Raw genomic sequence first — 20,276 nt, forward strand, 5'->3', positions numbered from 1 at the left:
CCGCGCGTCAGCGGCCGCCGAAGTAGCGGGCGTACTGGGCGGGCATGGCTTCGAGGGGCTTGATCAGGATGGCCTTGTAGAATACCTCGGCGGCCTCGCTTTGCAGCTGAATTTTGCCTTGCGTGAGCGGCTGGCGCTGGCCATTGACGATGGCTGACGAGTTGCGCACGGCCAGCACCACGTGGCCGTTCACGAGGTGCACGCTTGGGCCGTTCACGTTAATTAATTCCAGCTCGTTCCACTGGCCATTGGGCAATTCGTAGTTGGCGGCCGCCTGGCAGAAATAGGCCCCCCCGTTGCCCATGGGCACCGGGGCAGCGCCGGGGCTAAACTTTAGCGTGTTTTGAGTGCGGTTGCGGGCCGCCGCGATGTCGGCCGCCGAGTTGGCAATGCACCAATAGTCGCCCATGGCGTTGCCTTTTTGGCACTCCGATACCTGGAATTCCTGGCCCAGCATCCAGCTGTGCCAGTAGTCCACGCCGCACTCTCCTTGGCTGGTGTAAAGCACGCCGCTGTCGAGGGGCTCGTCGAGGCGGGGCGGCCACTTTTTAGCGCCCCATTTCACCTTCAATTTTAGGTCGTAATTCGCAAAATCCTGCTTGGTGAACACGCAGCCGTAGATTTCTCCGCTGATGCGCAGCACGGGCTCACCGCCCTGCATCACGACGGAGAAGACGTTGGCCTCGTTTTTATCGTAGCCGATGGGCGGCACCACGCGGCCCTGGGCATCGGTAGGCACCTTGCCCGTATAGCCTAGTTGGTACCGGTAGCTCTGGCAGGTTTGCCACTGGCTCAGCTTCTTATTGAGCAGCGGCGTCCAGCCCCGGGGCTCCTTGGGGCCCGCCCAACAGCAACGCAGCCCCGAGCGGCGCAAAAATCATTTTTTTCATGGGTGCCGCAGTAATTAATTAAGGCGTAAAAGCTCATCGAATCTAACCAATCCAGCGCCAGAAACTGGCAACCGAACCCAGGGGCCCCGGCGTTAATTTTATTTCCCAACGCTTGTTGCTAATTGTTGGGCTTTTTAGGTACCGAACTTGCACGAAGCCCTATCTTGCCGCACGTTTTATGCTTTCACCCGCCGGCAAGTATTCCCCCACCCAACCCCTTCCCGCCCATGATTTCCCGCAGAAACTTTCTCTCGTCGGCCGCCCTGCTCTCTGCGGGGGTATTAATGTCGCCGTCCGTGTTTGCCTACAACAAGCGCTACATCGGCCTGCAGCTCTACACCGTGCGCGACGCCATGGCGAAGGACCCCGCCGGCACCCTGGCCCAGTTGGCCAAAATCGGCTACAACTCAGTGGAAGGCGCCACCTACACCGGCACCCAGATGTTCTACGGCATGACGCCCCAGGCCTTTGCCGCCGTGCTCAAGCAAAGCGGCCTCATCATGCCCAGCGCGCACTACCGGTTGGGCGAAGAACAAATGAACGGCGCGCCGGTGGCCGGCACCATGCTGCACGACTGGGACCGGGCAGTGGACGACGCGGCGGCGGCCGGCGTGAAGTACATGGTGTGCGCCTACCTTTCCGAAGCCGAGCGGGGCAACCTGGACCACTACAAGTACGTGGCCGAGCAACTCAACAAAGCCGGCGAGCGGTGCAAAAAAGCCGGCATTCAGCTCTGCTACCACAACCACGACTTTGAATTTGCGGCCCAAGATGGCAAGATTCCTTTCGATTTGCTGCTAAACGGCACCGATAAGAAGCTAGTGAAGATGGAGTTGGACCTATATTGGGTAAATAAGGCCGGCCATGATCCACTCGCCCTATTCAAGCAGCACCCCGGCCGCTTCCCACTCTGGCACGTGAAGGACATGGACCGGACGCCGCAAAAAGCCTTCACCGAGGTGGGCAACGGCAGTATTGACTTCAAAAAGATCTTCGCCCACGCCGACGAAGCCGGCCTGCAATACTTCTTCGTAGAGCAAGACACCACCCCCGGCTCGCCCTTTGACAGCGTGACCAAAAGCATTTCTTACATCAAGAAAAACCTGGTGTAGCCACAGGCAAAACCGTATTTCGAACTAATTAATAGCAGTAGGGGCCCCGGCGGTAATTTCGCCGGGGCCCCTACTACTATTAATTAGTTCGAGCGAAACCTATTTATTACTGGCCCACGGCTGGCAATTCCCGAATCCAAATATTGCGAAAGCTAAGCGGCTCGCTCTTGTCGCCGTGCGCTTGGAGTTTGATGGGCGCCGGGCCGTGGGGCGCGCCGTAGCTGGCCTTGCCGATGTAGCGCGTGGGGCCCAGCAGCGCCACGTTGTTCTCCACCAGCACGCCGTTGAACAGCACCGTGACGCGGGCCGGCGTAGCTACCGTGCCGCCGGGCGCGAACGTGGGGGCCGTCCAGATGATGTCGTAAGTCTGCCACTCGCCAGGCTTGCGGGTCGGGTTGGCCAGCGGCACAATTTGCTTGTACACGCTACCGGCCATGCCGTTGGTGTAGGTTTTGTTGTTGTACGAGTCCAGCACCTGCAGTTCGTAGCCTTCGTCGCCCTTGCCCAGCGACGCCAGGAACAGGCCGCTGTTGCCGCGCGCTTGGCCCGTTCCCGTAATGTTGGCCGGCACACGCCACTCCAGGTGCAGCTGGTAATTACCGAAGCTGCGCTTGGTTTGGATGTTGCCCGTGCCTTTGCTCACGGTCAGCACGTCGCCCTTCACCGCCCAGGGGGCCACCGCGCCGGGGTTTTCGGTCGAAGTCCATTGGTCGAGGTTTTTGCCGTCAAACAGCACCAGCGCATCCGAAGGTGCGTCGCTGCTGGTTTTGCCCGGCATCACCACGGGGGGCACGGGGGTGTACACTTCCGTCTCCTCGGGTTTGCCAGCGGGCGGCGCCGTTTGGGCCACGGCGGCCCCCACGCTGCCAACCAATAATGCGGTGGCGACCAGGTAGTTTTTCATGCGGCTATTTATTTTAATTGATTACAAAAGGCTCCGGCAAGGCGTTACCCAGCTACGAAAGCAGGTTTTTCTTCATGTACGCCGCGCTCTGGGTAATGCTTTGGTAAGCATCCATAGCGAAGTATTCCTGCTCCATGAAAGGGTGTTGCAAGCCCGCCGTTTTCGCGTATTTAATAATCTTTTTGAAGTCGATGGTACCCGACCCAATTTCTGTGTTGTGTTCGGGCTGGGCCTTTTCCATGTCCTTTATGTGCCACATCGGGAAGCGCTTGGGATTGGCTTCGATTAATTTAATGGGGTCGCGGCCAGCGCGTACTACCCAATAAATGTCCATCTCAAAATCTACCAGGCGCGCGTCAGTTTCCTTCAGCATCACGTCGTACAGCGCCACTCCGTTCACGGGCTGAAATTCGAAGTCGTGGTTGTGGTAGCCCAGGCGCAGGCCGGCCGCTTTGCACAGCTCCCCAGCCTTATTCAATTTCTCGGAAATCATTTTAAAATCGTCCGTCGTTTTGCGCAGCGCAGCGTCCAAATACGGTACCACGATGTACTGCTGGCCACAGGCATTGGCCGCCGCCATGTAGGCTTTAAATACCTCCTGGTTGCCGTCGCGCAGGTAGGCGCCCATGTCGTAGTGGCCGCTCGGCGTGGTGAGGCCATTGGCCGCCAGTACCGCCTTAAATTCTTTCGGTGCTAAGCCCCAATAGTGCGTTTCCGGGCTGTAGCCGTAAGTTTCCACTTCCTTGTAGCCCGCCTTGCCTACCTTGGCCAGCACGCCTTTCGCGTCTTTGCCAATGTAGTCGCGTAGCGTGTACAGCTGCAACCCTGCCTTCAGCGTGGACGGGGCCGCCAGCAGGGCCCCGGGGTTCACCAAGGAAAGGGCCGATAGGATGCCGGCCTGTTTCAGAAAATCTCTGCGTTGCGTCATGGGGCCCTGGAGAGGAGTAAGGAAGGATTTAATTAATTGCGCTAGATGTCGCACAGCTGCACCGCCTTGCGAAGCGACGCCAGTTTATCGGGTTGCTTCGGAATAAATTCCTGGGCCACGTACCCTTTAAAACCCGTTGCCTTGATGGCGCGCATGATGGCCGGGTAGTATAGCTCTTGGGTGTCGTCAATCTCGTTGCGGCCAGGCACACCGCCAGTGTGGTAGTGCGCAATGTAGGCGTGGTTATCGGTGAGGGTTCGGATGACATCGCCCTCGTCAATCTGCATGTGGTAGATGTCGTAAAGCAGCTTGAAGTGCTCCGAGCCCAGCTTCTTGGCCAATGCCACGCCCCAGGCTGTATGGTCGCACTGGTAATCGGGGTGGTTCACTTTGCTGTTCAGCAATTCCATCACCAGCACTACGTTGTGCTTCTCGGCCAGGGCCATCAGCGGTTGCAAGCCCTGTACGCAATTGGTGATGCCGGTCGCGTCGTCCAGGCCGCGCCGGCTGCCACTGAAGCAAATCAGGTTCCGGTACCCAGCTTTCGCCACCAGGGGAATCATGGCCGAGTAGTTCTTCAGCAGCGTCGCGTGAAACTTCGGGTCGTTGAAGCCATCGGTCAGGTTAATTTCCGCGCCGTTGCACATGGGCGAATCCAAGCCGTATTTTTTTAGCGTGGGCCATTCCTGGGGCCCCACCAAATCAATACCTTTGATGCCAATGCTTTTGGCGGCGGCACATAGTTGGTCGAGCGATATATCGTTGTAGCACCAGCGGCAAACCGAGTGGTTGATGTTGTTTTTCAAAGCAGCGTCGTTCACGAGGTTTTCGGCCGGCGCAAAGGCCCCCAGCGCGCCCACGGCACCCAGGGAAGCCGTGCCCGCAACAATGTTTTTGATTACCGCGCGGCGGTTTGGTTGAGCAGCCATAGCGGATACAGGTCAATTAATTAATTGCTCGGCCAGCCCCACACGCCGCGGACCTTCGGCCAAGTATTCAGCAATTGTACCAAATAATTATTTTATGCTCAAAATATACTTGGTCATTTCCCGCGCGTCAGCCACCGGTAGGCCGGGGTGCGCCGTCATCGGGATTTCGCCCCAATTGCCTTTGCCGCCCGTAATTATTTTGTTCGCCAGCATGGCAATGTTGGCCTCGGTGGGCTTGTACTTTTCAGCAATGGCAGCGTAGGCCGGCCCCACTACTTTGTCGTGCTCCTTGTGGCAGCCAGTACAGTCGGAGGCCGCAATTAATTTAGCACCTGGCATAGCACTGGCCAGGTCAGCACCGGGGGCCCCGGGCGCGTCGCCGGTGGCCGGCACGGCGGTGGGGGCCCCGCTACCGGCGGCTGGCTCAGTGGCAGCAGTTTCGCTGGTTTTGGGCGCTGATTCGCAAGCGACTAGCAGGGCGCAGCTGCTGAGCAGCAGGGCAATTTTTTTCATCGGAGGCAGGAAGTTACAGGCCTAACAGGGTTTTATTAAATTCCGGGTCGGTAGCGGTATTGGCGAAGTCGTCAAAAGCCTTGTCGGTGACCCGGATGATGTGGTCGCGGATGAATTGGGCCCCTTCACGAGCCCCATCTTCCGAGTTTTTGAGGGCGCACTCCCACTCCAGCACGGCCCAGCCGGCGAAGTCGTACTGGGCCATTTTGCTGAAAATGGCCTTAAAGTCCACCTGCCCGTCGCCCAGCGAGCGAAAGCGGCCGGCCCGGTCGAGCCAACTCTGGTAGCCGCCGTACACGCCCTGGCGGCCGGTTGGGTTAAACTCGGCGTCCTTGACGTGGAACATCTTAATCCGCTCGTGGTAGATGTCGATGTACTCCAGGTAATCGAGGCATTGCAGCACGAAGTGCGAGGGGTCGTAGAGCAGGCAAGCGCGCGGGTGGTGGTGCACTTTGTCGAGGAACATCTCGTAGGTGATGCCGTCGTGCAGGTCCTCACCGGCGTGCACCTCGTAGCACAGGTCCACGCCGCAGCGGTCAAACTCGTCCAAAATGGGCGTCCAGCGGCGGGCTAATTCAGTGAAACCTTCGTCGACCAAGCCGGCCGGGCGCTGAGGCCAGGGGTATACCATCGGCCAGAGCAGGGCCCCGCTGAACGTAGCGTGCGCCTTGAGGCCCAGGTTTTGCGAGGCCTGCGCGGCGTACTTCACCTGCTGCACAGCCCACTGCTGCCGCGCGGCGGGGTTATTGCGGTACGCTTCGGGTGCGAAGCCGTCGAACAGCTTGTCGTAGGCCGGGTTCACGGCCACCAACTGGCCCTGTAAGTGCGTAGAAAGCTCGGTAATTTCCAGGCCCGCCGCGTTCACGATGCCCTTGATTTCGTCGGCGTAGGTTTTGCTTTCGGCCGCCTTTTGCAAGTCAATGAAGCGTGCGTCGAGCGTGGGCATTTGGATGCCCTTGTAGCCCAAGCCGGCGGCCCAGCCGCAGATGGCTTCCAGGCTGTTGAACGGGGCTTCGTCGCCGATGAATTGGGCCAGGAAAATGGCGGGGCCCTGGAGGGTAGTCATAAGCAGGTCAAACGGTGAATTCGGTCCATTTTTTATCCGACTGGCCCGAGGCAATGACGTTCTCAATGAATGCCATGCCGCGTACGCCGTCGGCAATACTCGGGTAGTCGAGGACTTCGGGAGGGGCAGTTTCGCCGGCGTCACGCGCTCGCAGGCTCAGGGCGAAGTTGCGGTAGAGGTTGGCGAAGGCCTCCAGGTAGCCTTCGGGGTGGCCAGCCGGCACGCGGGCATTGTGCTGGGCAAAGGAGCCGACGTAGCCAGTGCCGGTGCGCCGGATTTCGGTGGGCCGGTCCAGCCACTTCACTTGCAGCGTGTTAGCGTCTACTTGCTGCCATTCCAGGCCCCCTTTATCACCGTAGACGCGGATGCGGACGTTATTTTCCTCGCCAGCCGCAATTTGCGAGGCCGTGAGCACGGCGCTGGCGCCGTTGGATAACTTCAGCAGTACGGCGCCGTCGTCGTCGAGCTGCCGGCCGGGCACCACCGTATTGATGTCGGCGCACAGGCGCGTCACTTGCAGGCCCGTCACGTATTCCAGCAGATTGAAGGCGTGGGTGCCGATGTCGCCCATGGCCCCGGCCACGCCGCTGCGGGCGGGGTCGGTGCGCCAAGCGGCTTGTTTGTTGGCGCCGCCCTCTTCAAAGCTGCTGAGCCACCCTTGCGGGTATTCTACGTAGGCTTTGCGGATGGGCCCCAGGGCGCCGGCGGCCAGTAATTGCCGGGCCTCCTTTACCATGGGGTAGCCGGTGTAGGTGTGGGTGAGGCACAGCAGCCGGCCGCTGGCTTCGGCCACGGCTTGTAACTGCTTGGCCTCGGCCAGCGAAAACGTCATCGGCTTGTCGAGGACGACGTCGAAGCCATTTTCCAAGGCCATTTTGGCCGGCGCGAAGTGCAGGTAGTTGGGCGTGACGATGGAAATGACCTGCACGCGCTCGGCTGCGGGCCGTTGCTTTTCCTGGGTTATCAGCTCTTCGTACGAGCCGTACACCCGGTCGGGAGCCAGGCCCAGCAGCACACCGGTGGCCTGCGATTTAGCCGCGTCGCTGCTGAAAGCGCCGGCCGTGAGCTCGTATAAGCCGTCGAGGGAAGCGGCGATGCGGTGGACGGCCCCAATGAAGGCCCCTTGCCCGCCGCCAATCATGCCTAATCGTAATTTCATGCGGTATCGTCTTGGGCCACTAGCTTGCTGGCTAGCAGCTGTTAGCCTTCTTTCGAATGGAAACTGACAGCTAGCAGCTGTTAGCCAACGGTTCAGTCTTATACTTCCAAGCGCGCGTTAGCTTCGGCGTAGCTGATTTCTTCGGCAGTCACGGGGGCGTTGCGGTCCTTAAATAACAGAAGGAATACTACCAGCACGCCCGCCGCGATGGCGGCCGGAATTAACCAGATGGTACGCCAATCGTGTAAGCTGGCGCTGATTTGGTGGGCGTCCACAATCTGGCCCGACAGTAACGAGCCAATCAGCATACCCACGCCGTAAGTAGCCAGCGTGATGAAGCCCTGAGCAGCGCTTTTCGATTGCTCGCCAGCTAAGTTGTCGGTGTAAATTTGGCCCGTTACGAAAAAGAAATCGTAGCAGATTCCGTGCAGCACAATGCCCGCAATCAGCATCCAATAGTTGCTCCCGCCGTTGCCGTAGGCAAAAAACCCGTAGCGTATCACCCAAGCCAACATGCCGATGGCCAGCATTTTCTTCACGCCCAGTCGGACAAAAAACACCGGAATCAGCAGCATGAACAGCACTTCCGACACCTGGCCCAGGCTTTGCACGCCAGCAGCTGATTTCATGCCCACTTCGTTCAGGAACGGGTTGGTGAAGCCGTAATAAAAGGACAGGGGCACGCAAATGGCTACCGAAGCCAGGAAAAACACCAAGTAAGAACGGTTCTTCAGGAGCCGAATGGCGTCCAGGCCCAGCAGGTCGCCCACGGTGGTCGGACCTGCCTTCTTAATTGGAGGTGTGGCCGGCAGTGTAAAGCTAAACAGCCCGAGCAACGCCGACGCGCCAGCCGCCATCTTAAAAGTAAGAACTAACGAGGTAAAGCCGTTAACGTCCTTGTTTTCCCAATGTAGCCAGCCAATGGTAAGGCCGGCAATGATCCAGCCGAGCGTACCCAATACTCGGATGGAGGCGAATTCCTTCTCTGGATTCTGCAGCTGCCGGAAAGAGATGGAATTAACCAACGCCAACGTAGGCATGTACAAAATCATGTAGATGAGGATATAGGGGTAGAAAGCGCCGAAATCGGGAGCGGCGGCCGCTTGCCACAGCAGCACGGCCCCCGCCAAGTGCAGCACCCCCAGTATCTTCTGGGCTGAAAAAAAACGATCCGCAATTAACCCGATAATGAAAGGCGCAACAATCGCGCCTATGGATTGGGTGAGCACGGCCACTCCTACCTGAACCCCTGTGGTATGCAGGTTGCTCTGCAAGTAAGTCCCCAGCGTCACAAACCAAGCCCCCCAGATGAAAAACTCCAGGAACATCATCAGCGACAGCTTAAAGCGGATGGTAGCGGTCATAAGCCAGAAAAGAGGGTAAGGCAAAAAGTAATGGGGCCCCGGTGGGCCGGGCCGGAATCAGGACGTGGCCCAGGCCTTGTCGCCTTTTTTGTAAGGCACATTACCGTCGTAGCGGCCAGGGACGGGCAGGTAGCGCAGGGCCTTGGTGGCGCCCACTTCGGACGTGAAGTAGCCGAGCAACGTCAGTTGCTTCATCATGCGGAAGTAGTGGCTGGGGGCCCCTTTCTCGGCGTGGGCAGCGGCGTACTCCTTCTGCTCTTTGTCCAAGGCCACCAGCAGGGCGGTGCGCTCGGCGGGGTCGCAAGCCAGGAAGCCCTTGCTGTACTGCTTGTTGCACGCCTCGCTGAGCTTCACAATGCCCTCCGTGAAAATCTTCTGGTCGGCGGCGGTGTAGCAGTCACGCACCATCACGTTCATGAAGCGGCCGATGCGGGCCTCTTTGGCCCCCGGCGAAGCGGCGGTGGTGGGCAAAATGGTGTCGCCTACCTCATCGAGCAGGCGTATCTGGTCCATATCCAGGTCGGGCATTTTGGCCAAGGGGGCCCCAGCGCCGGCGCCGGCCTCCGCGGCCGGCTTGCCGGGCGAGGAGCAGCTGCTCAGAAACATATCGGCACCAATAACGGTGCCACCCATCAACAGGGCTACGCGGGCAATTGCATTTCTGCGGTCCATAAAAACGGAGCTTAAACGTTTTGTTTCTTGAGTTCGCTCACGGCGTGGTCCACGGCGCGGGCCGTGAGGGCCATGTAAGTCAGCGAGGGGTTTTGGCAGGCCGCCGAAGTCATGGCCGCGCCGTCGGTCACGTACACGTTGGGCGCATCCCACACCTGGTTGTGCTGGTTGAGCACCGACGTTTTGGGGTCGCGGCCCATGCGCGCCGTACCCATCTCGTGGATGCCGCCGCCCAGCACGTAACCGTTGTCGTAGGTTTTCACGTTTTTCAGGCCCGCCATTTCCAGCATCTCCTTCGCGTCGGCCATCATGTCGACGCGCATCTTTTTCTCGTTTTCGCGGGTATGGGCGTCGATGGCCAGCACCGGCAGGCCCCACTTGTCCTTCTTGGTTTTGTCGAGGAACGCGCGGTTGTCGTGGTAAGGCAAAGTTTCGCCGAAGCCCGTCAGGCCCATCGTCCACTTACCTGGCTCGGTGAGGGCGTCCTTGAATTCGCCGCCGATGTTCATTTCCGGAATTTCGCGGCTCCAGCCCTCACGGCTGGCGCTGCCCTGGTAGCCAAACCCGCGGATGTAGTCGCGCTTGTCGCCGAACAGGTTGCGGTAGCGGGGCACGTAAATGCCGTTGGCCCGCCGCCCGTACACGTACTTGTCTTCGTAGCCGTCGGCGTCGCCGTGGGCCCCCGCCCGGAAGTGGTGGTCCATCAGGTTGTGGCCCAGCTCGCCGCTGCTGCTGCCCAGGCCCTCGGGCCACACGTCGGTGGCCGAGTTCATCAGCACCCACGCCGAGTTCAGCGCCGAGGCGTTCAGGAAAACGACCTTAGCGTAGTACTCGTAGGTCTGGTTGGTTTCGGCATCGAGCACCTCCACGCCTTTGGCGCGCTTGGTGTCCTTGTCGTAAAGAATCTTGGTGACGATGGAGAACGGGCGCAGCGTGAGGTTGCCGGTGGCAACCGCGGCGGGCAGCGTGGCCGACTGCGTGCTGAAGTAAGCCCCAAACGGGCAGCCCAGCCAGCACTTGTTGCGGTACTGGCAGTTGGTGCGGTTGTGGTGCGGCCGCGTAATGTTGGCCGTGCGGCCGATGACCATGCGGCGGTGCTCGTAGTTCTTTTTGATGCGGGCCGCCACGTCCTTCTCCACAATGTTCATGTCCATGGGGGGCATGAAGTCGCCGTCGGGTAGTTGCGGCAGCCCATCGCGGTTGCCGCTGATGCCGGCAAATTTCTCCACGTACGAGTACCAGGACGCCAAATCTTTGTAGCGAATGGGCCAATCAACGGCGATGCCATCGTTTGCATTTGCCGAGAAGTCGTAGTCGCTCAGGCGGTATGATTGGCGGCCCCACATCAGCGAGCGGCCGCCCACGTGGTAGCCCCGGAACCAGTCGAAGGGCTTCACCTCCACGTAGGGGCTTTCCTGCTCGTTGACCCAGTAGTTCAGGTTGGCCTCGTTCAGGGTGTAGTCGCGGCCCAGCACCGGGTACTCGGCAATCATCTTCTGGGTTTTGCCGCCGCGGTGCGGGAATTCCCAGGGCGCCTTGTTGGCGTTGACGTAGTCCTTGATGTGCTCGATGTTTTCGCCGCGCTCGAGCATAATGGTCTTTAGCCCTTTTTCGGTTAGCTCCTTGGCTGCCCAACCGCCCGAAATTCCCGATCCGATGACGATGGCATCATACGTGTTTTTTTCCATGAAGCTGCTCCTGAATAATGGGTGGGGTTGAATTTATAAAGACTTTGCGAAGCCAACGCGGAAACACAAGGTGGCCAATCTTTTGCTAAGTAATCAAGCAGTTAAGATCGTTCAGCTAATTTACCGCAAACCATTGTGCCGGTTTAGCACTGGCAATGTAATGAGGATTTCTAACTTCTGCCGAGGCCTACGGCACAAAACTGGGTTTTCGTGGCACATTCCAACGTTCAGCTTCACTGGCAAGTAGGGGCAATGCTCAATCGTTTTAGCAAAGCTGAGGCGTATTCCTACCCTATGCTACGGTTGGGGCCCCACACGCCCCGCTGGTCCCCGGCCATTTCTGCCGAACCCTGATTGGCGGGCTCGCCGTATGCCTGAGCACTTCCTCCACTCATCCCTCCTCCCTTTGCCATGGACACGGTAGCCGCCGGCGTAACCCAGCTGCGCATTCAGCGCTTTGTAAACGTATATTTTGTAGACGCCGGCACGCCCGGCGACTGGGTACTAGTGGACACCGGCTTGCCCGGCAGTGAAAAAACCATCCGCGCCGCCGCCGCCGAACTGTACGGGCCCGGGGTGGGGCCCCAGGCCATTGTGCTCACCCACGGCCACCTCGACCACCTGGGCTCGGCCCTGGAGCTGGCCACTGGCTGGAACGTGCCAGTGCTGGTGCACCCCCTGGAGCGGCCCTACGTGACGGCCCAGGCCCTGTACCCGCCGCGCGACCCCACCGTGGGCGGCTCGCTGGGGTTCATGAGCCGGTTTTTCCCGACGCAGCTGCCCGACCTGCGCGACGTGGTGCAGGAGCTGCCGCTGGACGGCGACGCCGTGCCCTTCCTGCTGGGTTGGCGCTGGCTGCACGTGCCGGGCCACGCCCCGGGCCAGATTGCGCTGTTCCGCGACGCCGACCGCACGCTGCTGGGCGCCGACGCCTTCGCCACCACCGTCCACGATTCCGTGTCGGCGGTGCTGCTGGGGTGGCCCAAAATCAGCCGCGCCGGCGCGCCCTTCAATTACGACTGGGTTGCGGCAGAGCGCTCGGTGCAGGCGCTGGCGGCGCTGAGCCCGGCCGCAATTGGCTGCGGCCACGGGCCGGTCATCACGGGGCCCCAGGCTGCGGAAGGGCTGGCCCACCTGGCGGCCCACTACCCGGTGCCTGCCCACGGCCGCTACGTGCACGAGGCCGCCCGCACCGACGGCAACGGCGTGGAGCACCTGCCCCCGCCCGTGCCCGACCACTTGCCCCGCCAGGCCGCCGCGCTGGCTGCGGGCGTGCTGCTGGGCGTGGCGGCCTGGCTGCTGCTGCGCCGCCGCTAAGCGCCGCCGTGGTATGGGCCCTGTCCTGTCTGGGGCGGCTGCGGGGCCCGTACCTTGCCGGCGTGAATAGCTACCCGCCACCGCGCATTTTTTGCTTGACGCCGCCGGAAACCAACCCGCGTATTTGTGCCGGCCGGGCCACTCCTTCCACGGGAAACCAGACTTGGTTGGGCTGCGCGTTTTTGAGGAGCAGGCCGTGGGGGCCCCGCGGCTGGGGCGCGGCCCTGCTGCTGGGGGCCCTGCTGCGGCCTGGCGCCGGGCAGGCCCAGCCCACGCGCCCGGCCCGGCCCCCGGCAGCCCTCTACGCCACCTACCGTTACGTAGCCTACACGGTGTACGACCACACCGACGGCGACCCACCCACCCACGTGGCCGGGGTAGGCGGCACCCTCACCTTGTTTCCGACCGGGGCCTACGACAAGCGGCTGCGCATCATGGGGCCCAACGGAGCCCGCGATTTTGTGCAGCACGGCCAGTGCACGGTGCGCGGCGACAGCATCCGCTTTGCCTTCACCGATGCCCAAGGCTTCGATGTGCAGCGCGGCACTTACCGCTACGACGCCCGGGCGCGCCGCCTCACCATTGCCATTGCCGGCTACCCGCCCGGCAACCGGGGCGTGTACGAGCTGGTGGCCGACGTCGCGCCAGGGCCCCGGCCGGCTTCGAAGCGGCGGTAGTGGCCCGGGGCCCTAACGGGGCTTGTCGGCCCGCGCCCGGGCGGTGTACCTTGCGCTCCCGTTCGGAGCCCCACTCCCACCCTCGGCCCGAACGGCTCATTGTTAACTGTTAACTGCTACTATAGAATGGGACGCGCATTTGAATTTCGGAAAGGCCGCAAAATGAAGCGCTGGGACCGGATGTCGAAAGACTTCACCCGCATCGGCAAGGAAATCGTGATGGCCGTGAAAGAAGGGGGCCCCAACCCCGACAGCAACGCCCGCCTGCGCACCGCCATCCAAAACGGCAAGGGCGTGAACATGCCCAAGGACCGCGTGGACGCCGCCATTAAGCGCGCCAGCAGCCGCGAAGAAAAAGACTACCAAGAGGTTGTGTACGAAGGCTACGGACCCCACGGCATCGCCATCGTGGTGGAAACCGCCACCGACAACCCCACCCGCACCGTGAGCAACGTGCGCCTCTACTTCAACCGCAACAGCGGGGCCCTGGGCACGGCGGGCAGCTCCGACTACACCTTCACCCGCAAGGGCGTATTCAAGCTGGCCGCCGCCGGCCTCGACCGCGACGAGCTGGAGCTGGACCTGATTGACGTGGGCGCCGAGGACGTGTACGAAACCCACGAGGAGGACGAACACGGCGCCGAGCACGCCTACATGGTGGTCGAAACCGCCTTCACCGACTTCGGCCAGATGCAGAAAGCCCTCGAAGCCAAGGGCCTGAACGTGATGAGCGCCACCCTCCAGCGCGTGCCCAACACCACCGTGGCCCTGAGCGACGAGCAGGCCGAGGAAGTAGAAAAGCTCATCGAGAAGTTCGAGGAAGACGAGGACGTGCAGGCCGTGTACCACACGATGGGCTAAGCAGGCCCCCGCACCAATCGCCATGAAAATAGCCATTGCCACGGCCCCCAGCTACCCGTGGGGCGACGCTTGCACGGGCTGGCACTTGGTGCAAACCCCTCAGCTCGGCGTCATCCAGGAACGGATGCCGCCGGGCACGGCTGAGGTTTGCCACCGGCACGCGGTGGCCCAGCAGTTTTTCTATATATTGAACGGTACGGCTACTTTTGAGCTGGCCGGCAAACAGCTGGTGCTGGGGCCCGGCGAAGGCGTGCACGTGCAACCTGGGCAGGCGCACCGCATCCAAAATGAGGCGGCGGAAGCGCTGGATTTTTTGGTAATCTCCGAGCCCCACGCGCACGGCGACCGGCAATTGGTGCCGGCCTGAGCGGCCCGGGGCCCCATGTATTTTCACCGTTTTCTTCGTCGCCATGGCACTGACCAAGCTCATCCCGAGCATCTTCTACGCCGATTTGGCGGTTGGCCGAGAGCTATTTGAGCGGGGGCTCGGCCTTGCGTTGCGCTACGAAGAACTGGGCGGCCCGCAGCCTTTCTGCATCTTGGGAAAAGACGCGGTAGAAATTCACCTGGTGCAAAACGCCACCCTTGCCGCACTCGACCGGCCCCAAATTCGCCTCGAAACCGATGACATCCACGCACTTTTCGCCGAGGTGCAGCGCGCCGCGCCGGGCCTGCTCCATCCCAACGGCAACCGCGTGACGCAGAAGCCGTGGGGCCTGCTGGAATTTGCGCTGCTCGATGCCTCGCAAGTGTGCGTTATTGTTCAGCAACCGGCGTAGCTGCCAGCGCCTCCGATTCTTCATGCTTGCGCACCACCCGCCGGAACACCGGGCGCAAGCCAAAGTACAGCAGCGCCACCACCGGCACCGCCGCCACTGCCCAAATGAGCAGGGCCCCCAGCTCGGCCCGCCACAGCAGGCGCAGCAGGGCCATTGGCTCGTGGCGCACCTGGCGTTGAAGCTGCGCCAGCGTGAAGTGTGCCATGATGTTGCCCTGGCCCAGCAGTTCGCCGCCGTAGCGCAGAAACGGCAGCAGCAGCAGCAGCTGCACCGGCGTAAGCAGGTGGCAGACAAGTTGCAAGGCGGCCACGTTCAGGCGCAGGCGCAGGGCCACGCCGGTGGCAATAAGGGTGGTGAGGCCAAACGTGGGGGCCACCCCCAGGGCCGCGCCCAGCCCCACCGTGAGGGCCAGCTGGCCGGGCGAGAGCCCCGCCTTCAGTAGATTCACCAGCGGGTCGAGCAGCACCCGGCGCAGCCAGTTGGGCCGGGCCGCGGGGCCCTCCGGTGGGACCGGGGCAGGCGAGGAAGAAGCAACGGTCATATCCAAAGCTGAATTTTAACGAAACCAAGGCGGGCCGGCGGCGCGTATCTTCGCCGGGGCCCCGCGTACGCTTACGGGCGGAGCCCTTTTTTCGCCGTCCGGGCCCCATGCCACACACTTTTTTGTCCGTCCACCGGCCGGGCCCCTGGTACCGCGAGCTGCCGCTGCTGCTGCGCCACGCCGCCCGCGAGCTGGCCGCCAACGACCCCCTGCGCCTGGGGGCCGCCACGGCGTTCTTCACCACGTTTGCCCTGCCGCCCATCCTCATCATCCTCATCCAGCTGCTGCGGGCCCTCTACCCCTCGTCGCTGGTGCGCACCATGCTGCTGGGCAAGCTCAGCAACGTGCTGGGGCGGTCGGCCACGGGCCTCATCGAGCAGATTCTCAGCAACGTGGCCGACCCGCGCCGCACCCGGCTCGTGACGTGGGCGGGCTTCGTTTTTCTCGTGTTCATCGCCACCACGCTCTTCACCATCATCCAGCACTCGCTGAACCAACTGTGGCAAATTCGGCCCCGGCGCCACAGCGCGCCGTTGGCGGTGGCCCTGCGCGAGCGGCTGCGCTCGGGCGGCGTGCTGCTGGCCACGGGGGCCCTGGCGGTGCTCGCTTTCAGCACCGACGCGGCACTGGGCTTGTTTGCCGACAGCATCCGCGACTTCGACACCACCCTGGTATACTACGTGGTACGGGGCCTGAATTCGCTGGCCGCCTTCACCATCCTGGCCGTGTGGTTCGGGCTCACGTTCCGCACCTTGAGTTTGGCCAAAGTGCCTTGGCAGGCCGTGCGGCGCGGGGCTTTGGTCACGGCCGTGCTCATCAGCCTGGGCGAAACCGTGCTCGGCAAATTGCTCGTAAGCCAGGACCTGGGGCCCGTGTACGGCCCGGCGGCAGGGCTGGTGCTGGTACTGCTGTTCGTATTTTACTGCGCCATGATCTTTTACTTCGGCGCGGCCTTCACCAAGGTGTACGCCATGCGCCTGGGTCTGTCCATCCGGCCCAAAAAGTCAGCGGTGCGCTACCGGCTGGTCAATGTCGACGAAGACGACCATTAGGACTTTTGGATTAGAATTTTTGGCTTAGAAAAAGTAGGCCGTCATGCTGAGCGCAGCCGAAGCATCTCGCCCACAGCAGTAATCATTGATTATTGAAGCAGTGAAGATGCTTCGACAGGCTCAGCACGACGTTCTGTGGTAGGACGCCCCATTGATTTGACGTGACGGGCGTGCACTTTATACAGCCCGCCCCGGGAGGGCCCACGGCGCCCGCCCCCTTCCTGCGTGGATCCCGAGGCCATTCGCTACGACCACGCCGCCGGCCTGTACTGGACCAGCGAGGGCGACCCGGCACCCCTACCCGTTTGTGCACGAGATGGACATCACCGGGGCCTTCTGCCGCACGTGGCCCGCGCGGCCGCTGTTTCACTTCGATAGCACGCCCGGCCGGGGCCCCTACCGGCCGGTGCACAAGCGCCTCGTGGCCGACCCGGGGGCCCCACGCCCCGACAACCTCGAAGGGCTGGCCTTTGGGGCCCGCTGCCCAACGGCCACCGCACGCTGGTCGTCGTGGTCGACTAATAACTTCAGCGCCCGCGAAACCAACCAGTTCCTGGCCTTCGAGGTGTTGCCGTAGCCCCGGCCGTACCTTTGCCCGGTGCAAACCTCTGATACGCCTGCCCAACCCGCCGCGCCCCGCGCCGCCGCTTTCACCGATTTCGACTTAACCCCCGCCCTGCAAGCCGCCCTGGTGGAGCTGGGCTGGGCCGCGCCTACGCCCGTGCAGGCCGCCGTGCTGCCCTTCGTGCTGGGCGGGCACGACGTGGCCGGCCAGGCCCCCACCGGCTCGGGCAAAACCGCCGCCTACGGCCTGGGCCTGCTCCAGCGCCTCGACCCAGCCGAAAACGCCGTGCAGGTGATTGTGCTGGTGCCCGCCCGCGAGTTGGCCCTGCAAGTGCGCGACGCCCTGCGCCAGCTCGGCAAAACCACCCCCAACCTGCGCATTGCCTCCTACTACGGCGGCCACCCCATGCGCGACGAGCGCAAGGCGATGGAAAACCAGCTGCCCCACGTCATCGTGGCCACGCCCGGCCGCCTGCTTGACCACCTGGAGCAGCGCACGTTCATTCCTAACCAACTGAAGGTATTGGTGTTGGACGAGGCCGACAAGCTGCTCGACTTGGGCTTCCAGGAAGAAATGGCCACCATTGTGAGCCGCCTGCCCCAGCGCCGCCAGACGCTGCTGTTTTCGGCCACCATGCCCGACAAAGTGCTGGCCCTCGTGCGCTCGCACCTGGCCCGGCCCAAGGTGGTGAACGTGGACGGCGGCGGGGCGGCCGGCACGGCCGGGGCCGCCACCCTGCCCGAAAACCTGGTGCTGCGCGGCCATGTGGTAAGCGCCGCTGACCAGAAGCCCGCCGCCCTGTACCACGTCATCAGCCAGCCCGGCGCGGGCCGCTCGCTCATTTTCGCCAACACCCGCGACCGGGTGGAGGAGCTGACGCGCTTTTTGCGCGGCCGGGGCGTGGCCGTCGAGGCCCTGCACGGCAAAATGATGCAGCCCGAGCGCGACAAAGCCCTGATGAAGCTGCGCAACGGCTCGGCTACCGCCTTGGTGGCCACTGACGTAGCAGCCCGCGGCCTCGACGTGGACGAGCTGGACACGGTGGTGCAGTACGACGCCCCCGAGCAGGCCGACACCTTCCAGCACCGGGCCGGGCGCACGGCCCGCGCCGGGGCCGTGGGTACTGCCCACCTCCTCGTGACGCCCCCCGAGCAGGCCAAACTGCAAAACTGGCCCGCCGCGGCCACCGTGCAGTGGGCCCGCCTGGTGCCCCCCGCCCTGCCCGCCGCCGCGCCCAAGGCCCCGCGCCCCAGCACGGTATCGCTGCACATTTCGGCCGGCAAGCGCGAAAAAATCAGCGCCGGCGACCTCGTGGGGGCCTTCGTGAGCGTGGGCGGCCTGGAGCGCGAGGCCGTGGGCCGCATCGAGGTGCACGAGCACTACAGCTTCGTGGCCGTGCCCGAGGCCCAGGCCGAAGCGGTGCTGGCCAAAATGCAGAACGCCAAGGTGAAAGGCAAAAAAGTGAAGGTGGCCATCGTGCGCTAATCTTAGTTGTTCGTTGTCGGTTGTCAGTGCGCCAATCAGGCCGTCATGCAGAGCGCAGCGAAGCATCTTTACCGCGTAAGTAATCCAATCGATTGGGTTCACTGCTGCGGGAAAGATGCTTCGCTGCGCTCTGCATGACCGTTTGTCTACCCCCAGAATCACACCCGGGCCCTGGCAACCGACAACGAACAACCGACAACAAAACTGACAACCCTTTCAAACGAAGCCGCATGAGCAGCAAACCCTGGGACGCGGTAATCATTGGCTCGGGGCCCAACGGGCTGAGCGCGGGCACCGTGCTGGCTGCTCGCGGCCTGCGCGTGCTCATCGTGGAAGGGGCCGATTCGCTGAGCGCCGGCACCCGCACCCAGGAAATCACCCTGCCCGGTTTTCGGCACGACCTGGGCTCGGCGGTGCACCCGCTGGGCTACCTCTCGCCCTACTTCCAAACCTTGCCTTTGGCGAAGTTTGGCCTGGAATGGGTGGTGCCGCCCGCCTCGGTGGCGCACCCGCTGGACGGGCAGGAGGCAGTCATCCTCTCCAAATCCATCGCGGAAACGGCTCAGAACTTGGGCATTGACGCGGACGCTTACCGGGCCCTGATCGAGCCTTTTTTGGGGCGCACCGGCGAGCTGCTGCGCGACGTGCTGAAGCCGCTGGGCGTGCCGCACAGCCCGTTGCTGCTGGCCCGTTTCGGTCTGAAAGCCCTGCTGCCGGCCAACTTCTTTGCCAAGCATTTCTTCCAAGGGCCCCGGGCGCGGGCCTTATTTGCGGGGTGCGCAGCTCACAGCGTGCTACCGTTCGATAAGCTGTTTACTGCCGCCATCGGCCTGCTGTTTTTGGTAACGGGGCACGCCGAGAACTGGGCGTTCCCCCGGGGCGGCGCGCAAAGCCTCACCGACGCCCTGGCGGCTTACTTTCAAAGCTTGGGCGGCGAAATTCGGCTCGCTACCCCTATTTTCCGGTTCGAGGACCTGCCCCCGGCCCGCACGTATTTGTTCGACACCGATGCCGGCCAGCTGGCCCGCATTGCCCGGCTGCACCTGCCGGCGGCCTACCGGCGGCGGCTGGAAAGCTTCCGGTACGGTCCTGGCATTTTCAAGGTGGATTACGCCTTGAGCGGCCCCATCCCGTGGCAAGACCCGCGCTGCCTGCGCGCCTCCACGGTGCACCTGGGGGGCCCCATCGGGGAAATTGCCCGCGGCGAAAAAGACGCTTGGCAAGGCCGCCACGCCGCAAGCCCCTACGTGCTGCTCTGCCAGCAAAGCCTGTTTGACGCTACCCGGGCCCCAGCGGGCCAGCACACCGGCTGGGCCTATTGCCACGTGCCCGCCGGCTCGACCCAGGACATGAGTGCGCACATCGACCGCCAAATTGAGCGCTTTGCCCCGGGCTTCCAGGACCTCGTGCTGGCCCGGCACACCATGAACACGCACGCCGTGCAGGCCTACAACCCCAACTACGTGGGCGGGGCCATCACGGGCGGTGCCGTGAATTTGGCGCAGCTATTTACCCGGCCGGTGGCGCGGCTCGACCCCTACCGCACGCCCAACCCCGACCTTTTCATCTGCTCGGCATCTACGCCGCCGGGCGGGGGCGTGCACGGCATGTGCGGCTACCACGCCGCCCAAAGCGTGCTGAAACGACTGGGCATCCGGCGCTAACCAACCGTTTAATATTATCGACAAGCTCCTGTTCATTTGCAGCCAGAACCGCTGGCGCAGCCTGACCGCCGAGCGGCTCTTCGACGGCTACCCGGGGGCCCTGGCCCGCT

General features: G+C 62.7%; 21 protein-coding genes. 10 read left to right on the forward strand and 11 right to left on the reverse strand.

The genetic code is table 11. The features are described from left to right. Positions 1 to 7 precede the first annotated feature (7 nt). Positions 8 to 874 carry a 3-keto-disaccharide hydrolase gene (locus tag AXW84_RS12390; protein ID WP_068233498.1) on the reverse strand — a complete coding sequence of 289 codons (867 nt, stop codon included), beginning with the start codon at positions 872 to 874 and terminating at the stop codon, positions 8 to 10. A gap of 243 nt (positions 875 to 1,117) precedes the next feature. Here AXW84_RS12390 and AXW84_RS12395 point away from each other — a divergent pair, with 243 nt between their 5' ends. Next, positions 1,118 to 2,002 carry a sugar phosphate isomerase/epimerase family protein gene (locus tag AXW84_RS12395; RefSeq protein ID WP_068233507.1) on the forward strand — a complete coding sequence of 295 codons (885 nt, stop codon included), beginning with the start codon at positions 1,118 to 1,120 and terminating at the stop codon, positions 2,000 to 2,002. A 106-nt stretch (positions 2,003 to 2,108) separates the two neighbouring features. Here the strand turns inward: AXW84_RS12395 and AXW84_RS12400 are convergent, their stop codons facing one another. The 9 genes from AXW84_RS12400 to AXW84_RS12440 form a co-directional block, all read right to left on the reverse strand. Next, a complete protein-coding gene (locus tag AXW84_RS12400) occupies positions 2,109 to 2,906 on the reverse strand; it encodes a 3-keto-disaccharide hydrolase (RefSeq protein ID WP_068233511.1) in 798 nt (265 codons plus the stop codon). 52 nt (positions 2,907 to 2,958) lie between these two features. Next, complete coding sequence (locus AXW84_RS12405) at positions 2,959 to 3,834, reverse strand: sugar phosphate isomerase/epimerase family protein (protein ID WP_068233517.1); 876 nt, start codon at positions 3,832 to 3,834, stop codon at positions 2,959 to 2,961. A gap of 41 nt (positions 3,835 to 3,875) precedes the next feature. Next, a complete protein-coding gene (locus AXW84_RS12410) occupies positions 3,876 to 4,763 on the reverse strand; it encodes a hydroxypyruvate isomerase family protein (RefSeq protein ID WP_068233520.1) in 888 nt (295 codons plus the stop codon). 87 nt (positions 4,764 to 4,850) lie between these two features. Then, complete coding sequence (locus AXW84_RS12415; RefSeq protein ID WP_068233522.1) at positions 4,851 to 5,276, reverse strand: c-type cytochrome; 426 nt, start codon at positions 5,274 to 5,276, stop codon at positions 4,851 to 4,853. 13 nt (positions 5,277 to 5,289) lie between these two features. Beyond that, the gene (locus AXW84_RS12420) at positions 5,290 to 6,342 is read right to left on the reverse strand and encodes a sugar phosphate isomerase/epimerase family protein (protein WP_068233523.1); all 1,053 of its coding nucleotides are present in this window, start codon (positions 6,340 to 6,342) and stop codon (positions 5,290 to 5,292) included. A 7-nt stretch (positions 6,343 to 6,349) separates the two neighbouring features. Then, entirely contained in the window at positions 6,350 to 7,501 is a 1,152-nt protein-coding gene (locus tag AXW84_RS12425; protein WP_204248373.1) for a Gfo/Idh/MocA family protein, read from the reverse strand. A gap of 98 nt (positions 7,502 to 7,599) precedes the next feature. Beyond that, complete coding sequence (locus AXW84_RS12430; RefSeq protein WP_068233531.1) at positions 7,600 to 8,865, reverse strand: nucleoside permease; 1,266 nt, start codon at positions 8,863 to 8,865, stop codon at positions 7,600 to 7,602. Positions 8,866 to 8,922: 57 nt separating this feature from the next. Then, positions 8,923 to 9,537 (reverse strand): gluconate 2-dehydrogenase subunit 3 family protein, encoded by a 615-nt coding sequence (locus AXW84_RS12435; RefSeq protein WP_068233534.1) that lies wholly within the window; start codon positions 9,535 to 9,537, stop codon positions 8,923 to 8,925. Between the two features lie 11 nt (positions 9,538 to 9,548). Next, positions 9,549 to 11,225: a GMC oxidoreductase gene (locus AXW84_RS12440; RefSeq protein WP_068233536.1), complete on the reverse strand. Its 1,677-nt coding sequence runs from the start codon at positions 11,223 to 11,225 to the stop codon at positions 9,549 to 9,551. A 411-nt stretch (positions 11,226 to 11,636) separates the two neighbouring features. On the opposite strand from AXW84_RS12440, the gene AXW84_RS12445 reads away from it, so the two are divergent. The 5 genes from AXW84_RS12445 to AXW84_RS12465 all read left to right on the forward strand — a co-directional run bounded on the left by AXW84_RS12445 (position 11,637) and on the right by AXW84_RS12465 (position 14,859). Next, the gene (locus AXW84_RS12445) at positions 11,637 to 12,542 is read left to right on the forward strand and encodes an MBL fold metallo-hydrolase (RefSeq protein WP_068233538.1); all 906 of its coding nucleotides are present in this window, start codon (positions 11,637 to 11,639) and stop codon (positions 12,540 to 12,542) included. A gap of 182 nt (positions 12,543 to 12,724) precedes the next feature. Continuing rightward, positions 12,725 to 13,219: a hypothetical protein gene (locus tag AXW84_RS12450; RefSeq protein WP_157886981.1), complete on the forward strand. Its 495-nt coding sequence runs from the start codon at positions 12,725 to 12,727 to the stop codon at positions 13,217 to 13,219. A 126-nt stretch (positions 13,220 to 13,345) separates the two neighbouring features. Continuing rightward, on the forward strand, positions 13,346 to 14,080 hold the full coding sequence (locus AXW84_RS12455) for a YebC/PmpR family DNA-binding transcriptional regulator (protein WP_068233545.1): 735 nt from the start codon (positions 13,346 to 13,348) through the stop codon (positions 14,078 to 14,080). Positions 14,081 to 14,102: 22 nt separating this feature from the next. Further along, positions 14,103 to 14,447 carry a cupin domain-containing protein gene (locus tag AXW84_RS12460; protein WP_068233548.1) on the forward strand — a complete coding sequence of 115 codons (345 nt, stop codon included), beginning with the start codon at positions 14,103 to 14,105 and terminating at the stop codon, positions 14,445 to 14,447. A 43-nt stretch (positions 14,448 to 14,490) separates the two neighbouring features. Further along, a complete protein-coding gene (locus AXW84_RS12465) occupies positions 14,491 to 14,859 on the forward strand; it encodes a hypothetical protein (RefSeq protein ID WP_068233550.1) in 369 nt (122 codons plus the stop codon). Here the strand turns inward: AXW84_RS12465 and AXW84_RS12470 are convergent. Then, complete coding sequence (locus tag AXW84_RS12470) at positions 14,837 to 15,400, reverse strand: DUF2062 domain-containing protein (protein WP_068233556.1); 564 nt, start codon at positions 15,398 to 15,400, stop codon at positions 14,837 to 14,839. The genes AXW84_RS12465 and AXW84_RS12470 overlap by 23 nt on opposite strands. Positions 15,401 to 15,507: 107 nt before the next feature. Between AXW84_RS12470 and AXW84_RS12475 the strand changes: the two genes are divergently transcribed. From AXW84_RS12475 to AXW84_RS12490, 4 genes are all read left to right on the forward strand, one after another. After that, a complete protein-coding gene (locus AXW84_RS12475) occupies positions 15,508 to 16,452 on the forward strand; it encodes a YihY/virulence factor BrkB family protein (protein WP_068233559.1) in 945 nt (314 codons plus the stop codon). A 316-nt stretch (positions 16,453 to 16,768) separates the two neighbouring features. Then, positions 16,769 to 17,029, forward strand: coding sequence for a hypothetical protein (locus AXW84_RS12480; RefSeq protein ID WP_068233562.1), 261 nt, complete (start codon positions 16,769 to 16,771; stop codon positions 17,027 to 17,029). A 21-nt stretch (positions 17,030 to 17,050) separates the two neighbouring features. Further along, entirely contained in the window at positions 17,051 to 18,502 is a 1,452-nt protein-coding gene (locus AXW84_RS12485) for a DEAD/DEAH box helicase (protein WP_068233573.1), read from the forward strand. Positions 18,503 to 18,732: 230 nt separating this feature from the next. Beyond that, positions 18,733 to 20,166, forward strand: a complete 1,434-nt coding sequence (locus AXW84_RS12490) for a phytoene desaturase family protein (RefSeq protein ID WP_068233575.1) — start codon at positions 18,733 to 18,735, stop codon at positions 20,164 to 20,166. Positions 20,167 to 20,276: the final 110 nt, after the last annotated feature.

The sequence above is a fragment of the Hymenobacter sp. PAMC 26628 genome, assembly GCF_001562275.1.
GTDB lineage: Bacteria > Bacteroidota > Bacteroidia > Cytophagales > Hymenobacteraceae > Hymenobacter.